The sequence below is a fragment of the Pseudomonas syringae group sp. 247E2 genome, assembly GCF_032587795.1.
GTDB classification, from domain to species: Bacteria; Pseudomonadota; Gammaproteobacteria; order Pseudomonadales; family Pseudomonadaceae; genus Aquipseudomonas; species Aquipseudomonas amygdali.
The window spans coordinates 166646-181847 of sequence record NZ_JAWHPK010000037.1 but is presented as its reverse complement, the minus strand read 5'-3'; the positions used below and the strand labels follow the sequence as shown (position 1 = coordinate 181847).

Annotated in this window: 14 protein-coding genes; 10 read left to right on the top strand and 4 right to left on the bottom strand. The window is 57.7% G+C overall.

Annotated elements, in window-relative coordinates:
* The first annotated feature begins 111 nt into the window (after positions 1-111).
* Together RYC18_RS25630 and RYC18_RS25625 are read left to right on the top strand one after the other, a co-directional pair.
* Complete coding sequence (locus RYC18_RS25630) at positions 112-1770, top strand: nitrite/sulfite reductase (protein ID WP_002553658.1); 1659 nt, start codon at positions 112-114, stop codon at positions 1768-1770.
* The gene (locus RYC18_RS25625; RefSeq protein WP_316887015.1) at positions 1754-2248 is read left to right on the top strand and encodes a DUF934 domain-containing protein; all 495 of its coding nucleotides are present in this window, start codon (positions 1754-1756) and stop codon (positions 2246-2248) included. The genes RYC18_RS25630 and RYC18_RS25625 overlap by 17 nt, the downstream gene beginning before the upstream one ends.
* Before the next feature lie 508 nt (positions 2249-2756).
* Here RYC18_RS25625 and sohB read toward each other — a convergent pair.
* Positions 2757-3779 carry a protease SohB gene (gene sohB, locus RYC18_RS25620; RefSeq protein ID WP_057403974.1) on the bottom strand — a complete coding sequence of 341 codons (1023 nt, stop codon included), beginning with the start codon at positions 3777-3779 and terminating at the stop codon, positions 2757-2759.
* Positions 3780-3984: 205 nt separating this feature from the next.
* Between sohB and RYC18_RS25615 the strand changes: the two genes are divergently transcribed.
* From RYC18_RS25615 to RYC18_RS25590, 6 genes are all read left to right on the top strand, one after another.
* Entirely contained in the window at positions 3985-4695 is a 711-nt protein-coding gene (locus RYC18_RS25615) for a histidine phosphatase family protein (RefSeq protein WP_057403975.1), read from the top strand.
* A gap of 55 nt (positions 4696-4750) precedes the next feature.
* Positions 4751-5068 carry an SCP2 sterol-binding domain-containing protein gene (locus RYC18_RS25610; protein ID WP_002553652.1) on the top strand — a complete coding sequence of 106 codons (318 nt, stop codon included), beginning with the start codon at positions 4751-4753 and terminating at the stop codon, positions 5066-5068.
* 213 nt (positions 5069-5281) lie between these two features.
* Positions 5282-6349, top strand: coding sequence for a phosphotransferase family protein (locus RYC18_RS25605; protein WP_316887014.1), 1068 nt, complete (start codon positions 5282-5284; stop codon positions 6347-6349).
* Between the two features lie 27 nt (positions 6350-6376).
* Entirely contained in the window at positions 6377-7144 is a 768-nt protein-coding gene (locus tag RYC18_RS25600; RefSeq protein ID WP_005743582.1) for an SDR family oxidoreductase, read from the top strand.
* A 102-nt stretch (positions 7145-7246) separates the two neighbouring features.
* On the top strand, positions 7247-8395 hold the full coding sequence (locus RYC18_RS25595; RefSeq protein WP_057403977.1) for a Gfo/Idh/MocA family protein: 1149 nt from the start codon (positions 7247-7249) through the stop codon (positions 8393-8395).
* 92 nt (positions 8396-8487) lie between these two features.
* Positions 8488-9267 carry a TSUP family transporter gene (locus RYC18_RS25590; protein ID WP_057404017.1) on the top strand — a complete coding sequence of 260 codons (780 nt, stop codon included), beginning with the start codon at positions 8488-8490 and terminating at the stop codon, positions 9265-9267.
* Here RYC18_RS25590 and nudC read toward each other — a convergent pair.
* Together nudC and RYC18_RS25580 are read right to left on the bottom strand one after the other, a co-directional pair.
* A complete protein-coding gene (gene nudC / locus RYC18_RS25585) occupies positions 9235-10071 on the bottom strand; it encodes an NAD(+) diphosphatase (protein ID WP_057403978.1) in 837 nt (278 codons plus the stop codon). The genes RYC18_RS25590 and nudC overlap by 33 nt on opposite strands.
* A 39-nt stretch (positions 10072-10110) precedes the next feature.
* Positions 10111-10923 (bottom strand): crotonase/enoyl-CoA hydratase family protein, encoded by an 813-nt coding sequence (locus tag RYC18_RS25580; protein WP_002553647.1) that lies wholly within the window; start codon positions 10921-10923, stop codon positions 10111-10113.
* Between the two features lie 220 nt (positions 10924-11143).
* Here RYC18_RS25580 and RYC18_RS25575 point away from each other — a divergent pair, with 220 nt between their 5' ends.
* Together RYC18_RS25575 and RYC18_RS25570 are read left to right on the top strand one after the other, a co-directional pair.
* Positions 11144-12628, top strand: a complete 1485-nt coding sequence (locus RYC18_RS25575; RefSeq protein ID WP_002553646.1) for an ATPase domain-containing protein — start codon at positions 11144-11146, stop codon at positions 12626-12628.
* Positions 12625-14655 carry a response regulator gene (locus RYC18_RS25570; RefSeq protein WP_004665050.1) on the top strand — a complete coding sequence of 677 codons (2031 nt, stop codon included), beginning with the start codon at positions 12625-12627 and terminating at the stop codon, positions 14653-14655. Before RYC18_RS25575 ends, RYC18_RS25570 begins: the two co-directional genes overlap by 4 nt.
* 69 nt (positions 14656-14724) lie before the next feature.
* On the opposite strand, the gene RYC18_RS25565 is transcribed toward RYC18_RS25570, so the two are convergent.
* Positions 14725-15102 (bottom strand): response regulator, encoded by a 378-nt coding sequence (locus tag RYC18_RS25565; protein WP_002553644.1) that lies wholly within the window; start codon positions 15100-15102, stop codon positions 14725-14727.
* Positions 15103-15202 lie beyond the last annotated feature (100 nt).

Genomic DNA, 15202 nt, shown 5'->3' with positions numbered 1-15202 from the left:
GGCCGTGCGCGCAGAATTGACCAGATGAAGCAGGCTACCGCAAGTGACGGGCGTGTGCCCGGACTGACGCAACTGCCCTGCTTCATGACGAAGCCTGAGAACAGGACCTATATGTACGTATACGACGATTACGATCAGAAGATCATCGAGGACCGCGTAAAGCAGTTCCGGGATCAGACCCGACGCTACCTTGCCGGGGAACTGAGCGAAGAAGAGTTTCGACCGTTGCGCCTGCAAAACGGTCTTTATGTGCAGCGCTTTGCGCCGATGTTGCGTGTGGCGGTTCCATACGGCCAGCTGACCTCGCGTCAGGCGCGCATGATGGCCAAAATTGCCCGTGACTACGACAAGGGCTACGCGCACATCAGTACTCGCCAGAACGTACAGTTCAACTGGCCTGCGCTTGAAGATGTACCGGATATTCTCGCTGAACTGGCGACCGTGCAGATGCACGCGATCCAGACCAGCGGCAACTGCCTGCGCAACGTGACCACCGACCAGTTTGCCGGTGTTGCTGCAGACGAGCTGGTGGACCCACGCCCATGGTGCGAAATCGTCCGTCAGTGGACCACGTTCCACCCGGAGTTCGCCTACCTGCCGCGCAAGTTCAAGATCGCAATCAACGGTTCGACCAGTGATCGCGCCGCCATCGAAGTACATGACATCGGTCTTGAACCGTTGCGCAACGAAGCCGGCGAGCTGGGCTTTCGTGTCCTGGTGGGTGGCGGCCTTGGCCGTACGCCGGTTGTAGGTGCCTTCATCAACGAGTTCCTGCCGTGGCAGGACCTGCTGAGTTACCTCGACGCCATCCTGCGGGTCTACAACCGTTATGGCCGTCGCGATAACAAGTACAAGGCGCGGATCAAGATTCTGGTCAAGGCACTGACGCCTGAGGTGTTCGCCGCCAAGGTCGACGCCGAAATGGCGCACTTGCGTGGTGGCCAGACCACCCTGACCGAAGCCGAAGTGCAGCGCGTTTCCCGGCACTTCGTCGACCCGCAATACAAGGCTCTCAGCGACCAGCACGCCGAACTGGCAGCACTGGACGCTCAACACCCAGGTTTCGCTCGCTGGCGTCAACGCAATGTGCTGGCCCACAAAAAGCCTGGCTACATTGCTGTGACCCTGTCGCTCAAGCCCACCGGCGTTGCGCCGGGCGACGTGACCGACAAGCAGCTGGACGCCATCGCCGATCTGGCTGATCGCTACAGCTTTGGTCAACTGCGCACTTCCCACGAGCAGAACATCATCCTGGCCGACGTCGAGCAGGCCGAGCTGTTCACCCTGTGGAACGAGCTGCGCGACAATGGTTTTGCCACACCGAACATTGGTCTTCTGACCGACATCATCTGCTGCCCTGGCGGTGATTTCTGCTCGCTGGCCAACGCCAAGTCGATTCCGATTGCAGAATCCATCCAGCGCCGCTTCGACGATCTGGACTACCTGTTCGATATCGGCGAGCTGGACCTGAATATTTCCGGCTGCATGAATGCTTGCGGCCACCACCACGTCGGCCATATCGGCGTGCTGGGCGTGGACAAGAAAGGTGAAGAGTTTTATCAGGTCTCACTCGGCGGCAGTGCCAGCCGTGATGCGAGCCTCGGCAAGATCCTCGGCCCTTCCTTTGCCCAGGAGGCGATGCCGGACGTGATCGAGAAGCTGATCGACGTCTACGTTGAAAAACGTACCGAAGACGAGCGCTTTATCGACACCTACCAACGTATTGGCATTGACCCTTTCAAGGAGCGCGTCTATGCAGCGAATCATTAAGAACAACGAAGTCATTGATGAAACCTGGCACTTGCTGCCGAAGGAAACCACCTTTGACAGCCTGTCGAACTGCGACGACCTGCTCGTGCCATTGGCACTGTGGCGCGAACACGCGCATGCATTGAAGGCACGCGATGGCGGTTTGGGCGTATGGCTGGACAGTGATGAAGAAGCCGAAGAGATTGGCGCAGATGTGGACCAGTTTCAGGTCATCGCCCTGAACTTTCCGGCTTTCACTGACGGTCGTAGCTTCTCGAACGCCCGCCTGTTGCGTGATCGCTTTGGCTACAAGGGCGAATTGCGTGCCATCGGCGACGTGTTGCGCGATCAGTTGTTCTACATGCGCCGCTGTGGCTTCGACGCCTTTGCAGTGCGTGCCGACAAGGACCCGTACGAGGCGCTGGAAGGCCTCAAGGACTTTTCGGTGACCTATCAGGCTGCAACCGACGAGCCGCTACCGCTGTTCCGGCGCCGCTGATTCAGGCGACCTGCTCCATCGTCCCTTCGCTCACTTGAGATGACTATCGTGCCTGCGCTCCGCGTAGGCATGCAGTTCGTGGTTCTGTGGTGTCAGGTGATTGGCGTTCGGCTCAGATTATCGTTCCCACGCCCCGAGTGGTAATGTCTTTCGTGACGCTCTGCGTCACATGGTCGTCCTGCGAGATCAGGCACCCTGTCACTAACGTCGCACTCTGCGTCGCCAGTGCCATCGTGATAAAAAGCGCTTTGGTTTATGTGCCGTGATTACGGGCAAGGCATGACGTTGCGCGGCAGCCCAATTGTGACGCAGAGCGTCACGAGACAGCGTGACGACGCGGAGCGTCGCACGATAGTTGGAGATTATCGTTCCGCACGCTCCAGCGTGGAAACGCGGCTCTGGACGCTCTGCGTCCGATCTTGATGTGCGACGCAGAGCGCCGCACGATAGTTGAGGTTATCGCTCGCACCGGAGCATTGGCGCAAGTCGTTACCCCCTTAAACAATGCCTACCAGAACCGCTGCTGAGTCAAACGTCCCCACCACTTTGTGGCCAGTTGATCCGCCGAGGTGGCTGCAGCCATGCCCATGCGCTCTTGCAGGCTCTTGCGTTGCACGTAGTGCAGGTGGAACACGTCTGCATCCTTGGCGCGCTCGGCCAGGTATTCGTCGCTGGTCTTGAGTTCGTCGACCAGCAGTTTGTCGACCGCTGCCATGCCCAGCCATACCTCACCCGTCGCCACTTCGTCGATGGACAACTGCGGGCGGTAGCTGGAAACGAAGTTCTTGAACAGGTCGTGGGTGATGTCCAGGTCCTGCTGGAATTTCTCGCGACCCTTCTCGGTGTTTTCGCCAAACACCGTCAGGGTGCGTTTGTATTCGCCTGCGGTCAGCACTTCAAAATCGATGTCGTGCTTCTTCAGCAAGCGATTGACGTTCGGCAACTGCGCCACGACGCCGATGGACCCGAGGATGGCGAAGGGTGCGCTGATGATCTTGTTGCCGATGCAGGCCATCATGTACCCGCCACTGGCCGCAACGTTGTCGATGCATACGGTCAGTGGAATACCGGCCTGCCGAATGCGTGCCAGTTGCGAGGACGCCAGACCATAGCTGTGCACCATGCCGCCACCGCTTTCCAGACGCAGGACCACTTCGTCCTTGTCGGTGGCCAGCGTCAGCAGAGCGGTAATTTCATGACGCATGCTTTCAGTAGCCGAGGCCTTGATGTCACCGTCGAAATCCAGCACATAGACACGGGATTTTGGCTCGGCCTGCTTTTTTTCTTTTTTCAGGGCCTTGCCCTGCTCCTTGCGCAGCGTCTTGAGGCGCTCTTTGTCGAGCAAGGATTGCTCGAGCCGCTCACGCAGGCCTTTATAGAAATCATTGAGCCGGGTGACCTGCAGTTGCCCGGCCGTTTTGCGACGCCCCTTGCCACGCATGGACGCAATGGCAACCAGCACCACCACGATGGCGATCACCAGCGTCACGGTTTTGGCCAGAAAACTTGCGTAATCGACAACGAAATCCACGAATATCCCTCATTTGCGTCAGGCCCTTACCAATCAAGGGCCCCAATGAATGCAGCATACCGACGCCCCGTGCGACGCACCAGCTATCGAGCCGTTACAAACCATTAAAACGATGATTTCAAACGAGCGTATGTTTTTTCATTGACAGTCGCCCGGCATCCCTCATAACCTCGACCCACCTTCAACGTACCGAGACAACACGGACGTGGGCAGCATCTATCTGATACGACATGGCCAGGCCTCATTTGGTGCAGACAATTACGACGTCCTGTCGCCCATGGGCATTCGTCAGTCACAAGTGCTGGGGGCTCACCTCGCGCAGTCGGGCATGACCTTTGACCGGTGTGTATCGGGTGAGCTCCTGCGCCAGAAAGACACGGCACAGCATGTGCTGGGCCAGTACACAGAAGCAGGTATTGAAACGCCTCCCGTACAGCTCGACAGCGCCTTCGATGAATTCGACGCTGAAGGCGTGATCAGGGCGCTGATACCGGCGATGCTTGTCGATGAACCGCAAGCACTGGATATTCTGCGCGACGTCGCCGGCAACCCCGCAGGGTTTCATCGGTTGTTCAACCTGATTACCAAACGCTGGCTGAGTGGCGAGCACGACACACCGGGGCTGCAAAGCTGGCAAGGTTTCGTGGACCGCGTCAAGGCCGGCCTGGACAGAGTTCTTCAGGACGCAGGTCCGCATGAGCGTATTGCCGTGTTCACCTCCGGCGGCACCATTACTGCCCTGCTCCACCTCGTTACCGGAATGCCTGCAGCAAAGGCACTGGAGCTGCACTGGCATATCGTCAACACTTCGCTGCATCAGCTCAAATTCAAAGGCAACGACGTTACCCTGGCTTCCTTCAACGGTTACACACACTTGCAACTGCTGAAGACGCCGGCGCTCATTACCTATCGCTGAGCCCGGCCAATCGCGTCCTTGCGGACGCAAGTACTCACCACAAAAGGATCAAGACATGACCTCAGTAGCAGACGCCGTACAAACCATGAAGAACAAGTTCAACCCGGCTGCTGCTGCCGGTCTGGACCTGGTCTTCGGTTTCCATATTACCGACGAAGACAAGCACTACGCCCTGATCGTCAAGGACAGCACCTGCGAATTGCAGGAAGGCGAAAACCCGGACGCCAACGTGACCCTGGTCATGGACAGCGAAACCCTCAAGGGCATTGTCAGCGGCGAGACCGATGGCATGCAGGCATTCATGGGCGGCAAGCTGCGCGCCGAAGGCGACATGATGCTGGCCATGAAGCTCAGCGAACTGTTCCCGGTTTAAACACCTGACGCTTTGCAAGCTGCACCAAAAAAACCGAAGCCCCGCCGGCTTCGGTTTTTTTGTCTGTGCCGCTCTGTACAAAGCAGCAATCAGAGCCGCTGATTGCCCGGCAACACGCTAGTCTATAACGCTGCCGCGAGCTTGCTCGTGGTTCAGACGATCATTAGATTAGTCAATAGTTTGAGCTGACCATAATAAACACAAGGTATACGTATGGCACTGACTGACCAGTCCACCGGGATTCGCAGCGGCGAAGAACTGGACTCCTCCCTGATAGATCCGTACCTGAAGGCGCATCTGACGGATCTGCATGGCACCCCGGCGATCAGTCAGTTCCCCGGAGGCGCATCGAACCTGACCTACCTGATTCAGTACCCAGAGCGCGAGTTGGTGCTGCGGCGCCCGCCGTTCGGACACAAGGCGCGATCGGCACATGACATGGGTCGTGAGTACCGCATTCTCAATCAGCTCAGGAATGCCTTCCCCTATTGCCCGCAAGCGTACCTGCACTGCACGGATGAGTCGGTGATCGGCTCGGAGTTTTACGTGATGCAGCGCGTCAAGGGGATCATCCTGCGCTCTGACCTGCCGCCCGAATTGGCGCTGGATGCACGACAGACTGAAGACCTGTGCAAGAGCTTCATCAACAAACTGGTGGACTTGCACCGCGTTGATTACCAAGCGTGCGGCCTGGGTGATCTGGGCAAACCCCAGGGTTACGTGCAACGGCAGATTTCGGGCTGGTCGGAGCGTTATGAAAAAGCGCGAACCCCGGACGCCCCGGCATGGGAGCAGGTCCAGGCGTGGCTGGCAGACAAAATGCCCGCCGACTCGCCCACCTCCAGCATCGTGCATAACGACTACCGCTTCGACAATGTGATCCTCGATCCGGATAACCCGATGAACATCATCGGCGTGCTGGACTGGGAACTGACCACGCTCGGTGATCCGCTGATGGACCTGGGCAATACCCTCGCCTACTGGGTCCAGACTGACGACCCGCTGCCGGTTCAGTTGACACGTCGCCAGCCGAGCAATGCCCCCGGCATGCTGACGCGCCAGGCGTTCGTCGACTATTACGCCGAACGTTCGGGCATCCGTATCGACAATTTCGACTTCTACTACACCTACGGCCTGTTTCGTCTGGCCGGTATCGTGCAACAGATTTACTACCGTTTTTTCCATGGACAGACTCAGGACAAACGCTTTGCCCGGTTCATTGACATGAACAGGCTACTGGAGCAGATGAGCCTGAATGTAATCACCAAATCCAGCCTTTGACCGCCAACGCCAAGACAAGGAAACGACATGTCCAGAACCCAGCTTTTCGACCTTGATGGCAAGGTTGCTTTTGTTTCAGGTGCGAGCCGGGGAATCGGTGAAGCCATTGCCAGGCTGCTCGCTCAACAGGGCGCGCACGTTGTTGTGTCGAGCCGCAAGCTCGACGGGTGTCAGGCGGTTGCCGACGCCATCATCAGCGAGGGCGGCAAGGCCACAGCCATTGCCTGCCATATTGGCGAGATGGAGCAGATAACCAGCGTTTTCGCCCAGATTCGCGAGCAATTCGGGCGCCTGGATATACTGGTCAACAACGCAGCCACCAACCCGCAATTCTGCAATGTGCTGGACACCGACCTCAGCGCGTTTCAAAAGACCATCGACGTTAACATTCGCGGCTATTTCTTCATGTCGGTGGAAGCCGGCAAGCTGATGCGCGAAGGCGGCGGTGGCAGCATTATCAATGTTGCATCCATCAATGCGGTGTCGCCGGGTGCCTATCAAGGTGTCTATTCAATGACCAAAGCGGCGGTGGTCAACATGACCAAGGTGTTCGCCAAGGAATGCGCCGAGTTCGGAATTCGCTGCAACGCTTTGCTGCCCGGCCTCACAGATACCCGATTTGCATCGGCGCTGGTCAAGAACGATGCGATTCTCAACATGGCCCTGGCGCAGATTCCGCTGAAACGCGTCGCAGCGCCCAGCGAAATGGCTGGCGCGGTCTTGTATCTGGCGAGCGCAGCATCCAGCTACACCACCGGCGTTGCACTTAATGTCGACGGCGGATTTTTATCCTGATGTCTGGAACTGACTGCCACGCTGAAAAATGAATTAATTTTCCATATTTTATATTTATGGAATATATTTTCCGCATAACAACAATCCTCTCTGGAGAATGTCATGCGGGAAAACCCTTCTACGTCGCTGGCGCAACTGGGCATCGGGCTGATCGGCACCGGTTTCATGGGCCGTGCCCACGCCCTGGCCTTCGGCAATGCCAATGCCGCCCTTGATCTGCCGGCACGCATTCGGCTGACCGCCCTGGCGGATGCGGACAGCGTCAGGGCCGAGCAGTGCGCTAGCGCCTGGGGCTTCGATCACAGCCACGCTGACTGGCAGAACCTGATCAGTGATCCGCAGGTGCAGATCGTGGCGATCACAACGCCCAATCACCTGCATTTCCCCATGGCCATGGCCGCCATCGCCGCAGGCAAGGCAGTGTATTGCGAAAAACCGCTGGCGGTGAGCCTCGCCCAAGCCGACGACATGCGCCGTAGCGCCAAGGCCGCCGGGGTTGTTACTCAGGTTGGCTACAACTACCAGCACAACCCTATGATCGGCCTTGCCAGGGAAATGATCGACGCGGGCGAACTGGGCGATATCGTCAGTTTTCAGGGTGAGTTCTGCGAGGACTTCATGGGCAACCCGTCGTCCCCTTGGTCGTGGCGTTGCGAAGCGGCGCATGCGGGCGGCGCGCTGGCTGATCTGGGCAGCCACTTGCTGGCGATGGCTCGCCATTTGCTGGGCGATGTCGAAGCGGTCTGCGCTGACTCCAGCACCGTACACCGCCAACGCCCTGCGAGTAACGGAAGCCAGGAAATGCGCAGCATCGCAGTGGATGACCAGACCCACGCACTGCTGCGTTTTGCCAATGGTGCGCGCGGAACCTTCAGTAGCAGTTGGCTGAAACACGGCTACAAAAACCACCTGAGTTTCGAAATCAGCGGCACCAAGGGCACACTGGCATTCGATCAGGAACGCCTTAACGAACTGCGCATTTACCGCACTGGCGCAGCTGGGCGCGATGGTTTTCAACGTCTTCTGGCAGGCCCTGCGCAACCCGGTTACGCGGCATTCTGCCCGGCACCGGGCCATCAGCTGGGTTACAACGAACTCAAGGCACTTGAGGTACAGGCACTCATTCTTGCGGTATGCGGCAAGGGCAGCCGTGGTCCGGACTTCGAAGAAGCCTGGCAGATCGAGCGTCTGGCGACTGCCATTCGCCTCGCCGCCGCCGAGCAGCGCTGGGTCGCGCTCAGCGATATCTGACTTCCTGCAACGCTTGGCAAGGGGGTAGAATGGGCCACATTCAGGCAGCCATTCTGCCCCCTCCCGCCTCCCCTATAAGCACGCTTGCCACCATGCCTTTTGAACTCAGCGTCGACCTGACCACCCTCGCCATTCTTGCTGTCGTTGCGTTCATCGCGGGCTTTATAGACGCCATCGCCGGTGGTGGCGGACTGCTTACTACACCCGCCCTGATGACAGCCGGTCTGCCACCGCATCTGGTGCTGGGCACCAACAAGCTCAGTTCGACGTTCGGTTCGGCAACCGCCAGTTTCACGTTCTATCGCCGCAAACTGTTTCACCCCAGACAGTGGATACACGCAGTGGTCGGCACTGCGGTGGGTGCTGCAGCCGGCGCGATCATTGCTCATTACCTGCCAGCCGAATGGCTGAACCAGATGTTGCCGGTCATTGTGTTCGGTTGCGGGCTGTACTTGCTGTTTGGCGGCACGCCCAAGGCACCACTGGATAGCAATGCTCCGATCAAAAAGAAATGGCAACTGCCACAAGGGCTGGGGCTGGGCTTCTATGACGGTGTTGCCGGGCCCGGTACCGGCGCCTTCTGGACGGTCAGCACACTGCTGCTCTACCCGGTGGATCTGGTCAAGGCCAGCGGCGTGGCACGCAGCATGAATTTCGTCAGCAATGCCGTGGCGCTTTCGGTATTCATATTTTCCGGCCAGGTGGACTACATCATCGGCCTGAGCATGGGCCTTGCGGTAATGCTGGGTGCCTACTTCGGCGCAGGCACTGCAATCAAGGGCGGTGCCAAATTCATCCGCCCTGTGTTCATCACCGTGGTATTGGGCCTGACCGTGCGCCTAGCCTGGCAGCACTGGTTCGGGGGCGCCTGAGCGCTCGGCCAGATACGCCTCGATAAGATAGCGGGCGATAGAACGGTTGGCCGGTAACGGCGGCAAGTCATCAACATGAAACCAGCGTGCGTCCTCGATTTCTTCCGCCTGGGGCACTATGTCGCCGCTATCATATTCGGCATGGAAGCCAAGCATCATCGAGTGCGGAAACGGCCAGCACTGGCTGCCCATGTATTTCAGGTTCTTGATGCGCACCTGCACTTCTTCCATCACTTCGCGGTGCACGCAGTCTTCGGCAGACTCGCCCGGCTCTACAAACCCTGCCAGCGCGCTGTACATGCCGGTGACAAACCGTGGTGAGCGGGCCAGCAGTATTTCATCGCCCCGCGTGACCAGCACGATCATGCTCGGGGAAATACGCGGGTACAGACGCAGGTTGTCGTGCTCGCAGAACATCGCCCGCTCTCCACGGATCTGCACCGTCGCACGACCGCAGGCTCCGCAAAAGCGATGTTCTCTGGCCCACGTACTGACTTGCGCGGCGTAGCCGAGCATCTGGAAGACCGCAAAATCGCCTTCCAGCATGAACTGACGCAAGCCTTGCCACGAACAGCCCTCGACCGCAACCGAGCGCTCAAGCACCAGCAGGTAGACAGACTCACCCTCAAAATAGCCGATGCCGTGCTCGCTCTGCACTGGCAAATCCAGCCCCGCCAGCCAGCCTCTGGGGAACATTGCCCCATTGGTATCCAGCAAAAAACCCTGATCACTCTGGACCACAGCCAAACCACCATCGGCCTCGACATCCAGAACTGCAGTTGTCCAACGCTCCGGGTGCGCCATGGAAAAACTCCTTTGCTCAGATTCGAGCTCTATCATGAATCAATTATCGAAGACCGGCTTGTGCTTGTTCATCTGCGCAACCATCGCCAGCTTCAGGTCAGGTGATTGCAGCATGGCTGCGTTCCAGATGGCAACGTGTTCCAGGCCGTCCTCCACTCGGTGATCGCGCATGTAGCTGATCATTTGCTTGGTGCCTTCGATGGCAATGGGTGATTTGCCGGCTATCTCCCGGGCCACCGCGAAGACGCCCTGCAACAGACCTTCCAGGTCATCGAAGGTGCGATTGACCAGCCCGATCCTCTGCGCCTCTTCAGCTCCCACGGTACGCCCGGTATAAGCCAGCTCACGCAGCACGCCATCGCCGATGATTCGCGGCAGACGTTGCAGGGTTCCTACATCCGCCGCCATGCCCATGTCGATCTCGCGAATGGCAAACTGGGCGTCGGCGGCGGCGTAACGCATGTCACAGGCCGAAATCAGGTCTATGGCACCACCCAGGCAATAGCCCTGAATAGCAGCCAGAACCGGCTTTCGGCAATTTGCCACTGCAGTGAACGAAGCCTGCATGTCACGGATCTTGCGCCTCAACAGCCGGGCATTACGGCCTGGATCCTTGCCCATCTGGTTGGCAACAGAAGCCAGCAATGCCAGATCGATACCCGACGAAAAATGTTTACCCGCTCCGCTGAGTATTACTGCCCGCACTTCGTCATTGCGCTCAATCCAGTCGAATATGCCGATTATTTCAGTCCAGAACGCCTCGTTCATTGCGTTGAGCTTTTCAGGCCGGTTGATCTGTACGTGAGCAATGCTGTCAGCCAGCTCGACCCGGAAACTTTGATAATCGGTCACGACGTGATCCTCAGGGCATGTTGAGTATTCAGGCGCTGGACTATAACAACAGCGACGCAATCATCGTAACCGGGCTTAAGTGACATTTACCGGACCGACCGCCAGCCGCGTTTATATATTCGCTGTACCCGCTACCGTTAAATAGTGTGAACGGTCAGAATGCCGGGAGGTCCAGTAATCAGTGATAGCAAAACCTATATGGGTTATTAGAGGGCGATACTTGAATACGTCAAAAGCGGCAACCGGGATTGAAGGTCTGGATGACATCCTTGCGGGTGGTCTTTCACGCAGTCATGTTTTTCTCCTTGAAGGAGAACCCGGAACCGGCAAGACAACTGTGGCACTGCAGTTCCTGAAGGCAGGCGCAGCAGCGGGTGAAATATCGCTGTACATCACCCTTTCCGAGACTGAAAGCGAGCTACGCTCGGGTGCTGCCTCACACGGCTGGGAGCTTGACGAGCAGATCAATATTTTCGAGCTGACGCCGCCTGAAAGCTTGCTTGATGCGGATCATCATCAAAGCCTGCTGTACTCCTCGGATCTGGAGCTGGGCGAAGCGACGCGGCAGATATTCGAGGTGGTGGAGCGGGTCAAACCCTCTCGCGTGGTGATCGACAGCCTCTCGGAAATTCGTCTTCTGGCGCAAAGTTCATTGCGCTACAGACGCCAGATTCTAGCCATCAAACATTACTTCACGCGTTATAACGCGACGGTATTGCTGCTCGATGACCTGACCACCGAAGCGCTGGATAAAACCGTACACAGTGTGGCCCACGGGGTTATCCGTCTTGAAGCGCTGACACCCACCTATGGTGCCGAGCGCAGACGGTTGAAGATCGTCAAATACCGCGGCCAGAAATACCGCGGCGGTTTCCACGACTTCACCATCGCCGAGAACGGCATCCATGTATTCCCACGTCTTGTAGCGGCCGAGCACCGCTCCAATTACGCCCGCACTCAGGTCAGCAGCGGCATCACAGAACTGGACGACCTGCTGGGCGGCGGCATAGAAAGCGGCTCCAGCACGCTGATTCTGGGCCCTGCCGGGACCGGTAAATCGCTTATTTCACTGGTTTTCGCGGCACAGGCAGTGGCACGTGGCGAGCGCGTGGGGCTGTTCATATTCGATGAAGAAATGGGCCTGCTGTTCGAGCGCATGCTCAAGCTCGGGATTGACCTGCGGGCGCTTCAGGAGACCGGCAATCTGGTGGTCGAGCAGATCGACGCGGCTGAGCTTTCTCCTGGCGAGTTTGCGCACCGCGTAAGGCGCGCAGTGGACCGTAAGCAGATAAAGACCGTGATCATCGACAGCATCAACGGTTATCAGGCGGCAATGCCGGAAGAGAGCGCACTGGTTTTGCACATGCATGAGCTTCTGCTCTACCTCAATCGCCAGGGCGCATCGACCTTCATGACCGTTGCACAACACGGGCTGGTCGGTGACATGCGCTCACCGGTCGACATTACCTACCTTGCCGACAGCGTTATTCTGTTGCGTTATTTCGAAGCTTTGGGTCAGGTGCGTCGCGCGATATCCATCATCAAGAAGCGCACGGGCACTCACGAGTCCACTATTCGTGAATACCGCATCAGTGCCAACGGTCTGAAGATCGGCAAGCCGCTTGAAGCCTTCCAAGGCGTACTGCGCGGGGTGCCGTCATACTTTGGCGACAAGAAACCGCTGCTTGAGGATGACGACCTGTGAGTATTCCAGGACTGTTGTCGGAGCGCGCAATCATTCTGGCGCCCAGAGGTCGAGACAGTCAGATCGCTATGCGGATCCTCGATGAAGCCGGCTACCTGGCAACGGTGGCCCATGACTTGTTCGAACTGGTCAAAGAGTTGAGCTCGGGCGCTGGCCTGGCAATCATCGCCGATGAGGCGTTGCGCAACAGTGACATTAAACCGCTGCTGGACCTCATCAGTCGTCAGCCAGCGTGGTCGGATCTGCCGATCGTCCTGATGACTCATCATGGCGGTCCGGATCACAATCCGTCTGCACGGATGGGTAATCTACTGGGCAATGTGACCTTTCTCGAACGCCCCTTCCATCCTGCGACTCTGGTCAGCCTGGTCGTCACGGCCGTGCGCGGGCGCAGACGTCAGTATGAAGCACGAGCGCGCATGGAGGACCTGCACGAAAGTGAAGGCCGTCTGCAGAATGCGCTCAAGGCCGGCAGGCTGGGCTCCTGGTTGCTGGAAGCGGAATACCTCAAACTGACTTGTTCGGATATTACTAAAAGTCACTATGGCCGCAACGAACAGGACACGTTCAATTACGACGACTGGCTCGCTGCTGTGTATTTCGAAGATCAGCCCAGAATGCAGTCGGCGCTTCAGCGCAGCCTGGACACCGGTGTTGATCTGATCATCGAATACCGCAACGTCTGGCCGGATGGCTCACTCAGTTGGGTGGATGTGCGCGCCCGCGCCATTTGCGGCAAGAACGGTCTGGTCAGTTCTCTGGCAGGCGTGACCTCTGACATCACCGAACGCAAGCAAGCCGAGTCGCAATTGCGGCGTCTCAATGAAACATTGGAGCAACAGGTCGAAGAGCGCACCTCGCAGTTGCGCCACAAGGAAGACATTCTTCGTCAGTCACAGAAAATGGAAGCAGTCGGCCAATTGACCGGCGGTATTGCGCATGACTTCAACAACATGCTGACCGGGATCATCGGCAGCCTGGAATTGATAAGAAGACGCCTGGCGCGCGGCAATATAGAGGACCTCAACAGCCTGATCGACCTGGGTGTGACCTCGGCGAATCGCGCCGCAGCACTTACCCATCGCTTGCTGGCATTCTCGCGGCGCCAGTCACTGGACTCAAAGCCGGTGGAGATGAACCATCTGGTCAATGCCATGGACGAACTGTTGCAGCGCAGTGTCAACGAGAGCATTCATTTGCAATTGCGCATGGCCAGCGATCTGTGGACTGCAGAAGCGGACCCTAACCAGCTGGAGAGCGCCCTGCTCAACCTGGTGCTCAACGCACGCGATGCAATGCCCGACGGCGGCACGCTGGTAGTCGAAACCTTCAATCAGCAGCTGGACAGATCGTTTACCAATGCCCATGAGAACCTGCTGCCCGGTGATTACGTGGTGCTGAGCGTCAGTGACAATGGCTGCGGCATGCCGGAAACAGTGATCAGCCGTGCGTTTGACCCGTTCTTTACCACAAAGCCTATCGGCCAGGGCACCGGCTTGGGTCTTTCAATGATCTACGGTTTCAGCAAACAGTCGCATGGTCATGTTTCAATCAAGAGTGAAGTAGGCCGAGGCACTACCGTACAGCTGTTCCTGCCGCGCTTTAAGGGGCTTGCAGATGAAGCCGAGCAGAGTTTCCAGAGCAATGCCGTTTACGCCGAAAATGGCGAAACCGTGCTGATTGTCGAAGACGACCCTGCTGTCCGGACGCTGGTCAGTGAGGTGCTCAGCGAATTGGGTTACACCTTCATCGAGGCCGGCGAAGCACTGGATGCCGTGCCGATACTGGAATCAGGCCAGCGTATTGATTTGCTGATCAGCGATGTAGGGCTGCCGGGCATGAATGGCCGGCAGCTTGCAGAAATCGCAAGGCAGCTGCGACCGGGACTCAAAGTGTTGTTCATCACAGGTTATGCAGAACATGCCGCGGTTCGCGGAGGTTTTCTGGACACCGGTATGCAACTGATCACCAAACCCTTTGCGTTCGATCACCTGACCTCGAAAGTGCGGGAAATGATAGAAGCCTGAGAAACGCTCAGGCTGTGCACGACTCCTGCCTGAAAGGCGGCCTGCTCACTCGACGGTTAAAGCGCGTTGTCAGGCCAGCAGTTCCTGAATACGCGAATGCAGCGTTTCCATGGTGAACGGTTTGGCGAGAATGGGTGCCTTCAGCGCAATGGGGCTGCCCGAATCGAGTATTTCCGCCGGATAGCCGCTGATGAAGATCACTTTCAACTCCGGTCGAAGCATCACCGCAGGCTCGGCAATCTGTACACCCGAGACACCACCCGGCAATCGATAATCGGTGATCATCAGGTCAAGGTGGGGTTTGGTCGCCAGAATCTCGAAAGCCTGCTCACCATTCTCGGCTTTCAGGACTCGATACCCCTCACCAGACAGATAATCGGCCAGGAGCATCAGGATCAGGGGTTCGTCTTCGACGATTAATACGACGTTTTCTGCATCAGCGCTCATTGAACTGCCTTTGATCTTATAAATAGCTGCCATTACGACCACGGCATGCATGGGAGGTTGCGCCGATGTGTGATTAAACTTGATTGCCAGTGGCTATCAC

Excerpts from the sequence above, each read along its gene's own strand:
- RYC18_RS25630 (WP_002553658.1), top strand. The coding sequence starts at position 112 with ATGTACGTATACGACGATTACGATCAGAAGATCATCGAGGACCGCGTA.
- RYC18_RS25625 (WP_316887015.1), top strand. The coding sequence starts at position 1,754 with ATGCAGCGAATCATTAAGAACAACGAAGTCATTGATGAAACCTGGCAC.
- RYC18_RS25610 (WP_002553652.1), top strand. The coding sequence starts at position 4,751 with ATGACCTCAGTAGCAGACGCCGTACAAACCATGAAGAACAAGTTCAAC.
- RYC18_RS25605 (WP_316887014.1), top strand. The coding sequence starts at position 5,282 with ATGGCACTGACTGACCAGTCCACCGGGATTCGCAGCGGCGAAGAACTG.
- RYC18_RS25600 (WP_005743582.1), top strand. The coding sequence starts at position 6,377 with ATGTCCAGAACCCAGCTTTTCGACCTTGATGGCAAGGTTGCTTTTGTT.
- RYC18_RS25595 (WP_057403977.1), top strand. The coding sequence starts at position 7,247 with ATGCGGGAAAACCCTTCTACGTCGCTGGCGCAACTGGGCATCGGGCTG.
- RYC18_RS25590 (WP_057404017.1), top strand. The coding sequence starts at position 8,488 with ATGCCTTTTGAACTCAGCGTCGACCTGACCACCCTCGCCATTCTTGCT.
- nudC (WP_057403978.1), bottom strand. The coding sequence starts at position 10,071 with ATGGCGCACCCGGAGCGTTGGACAACTGCAGTTCTGGATGTCGAGGCC.
- RYC18_RS25565 (WP_002553644.1), bottom strand. The coding sequence starts at position 15,102 with ATGAGCGCTGATGCAGAAAACGTCGTATTAATCGTCGAAGACGAACCC.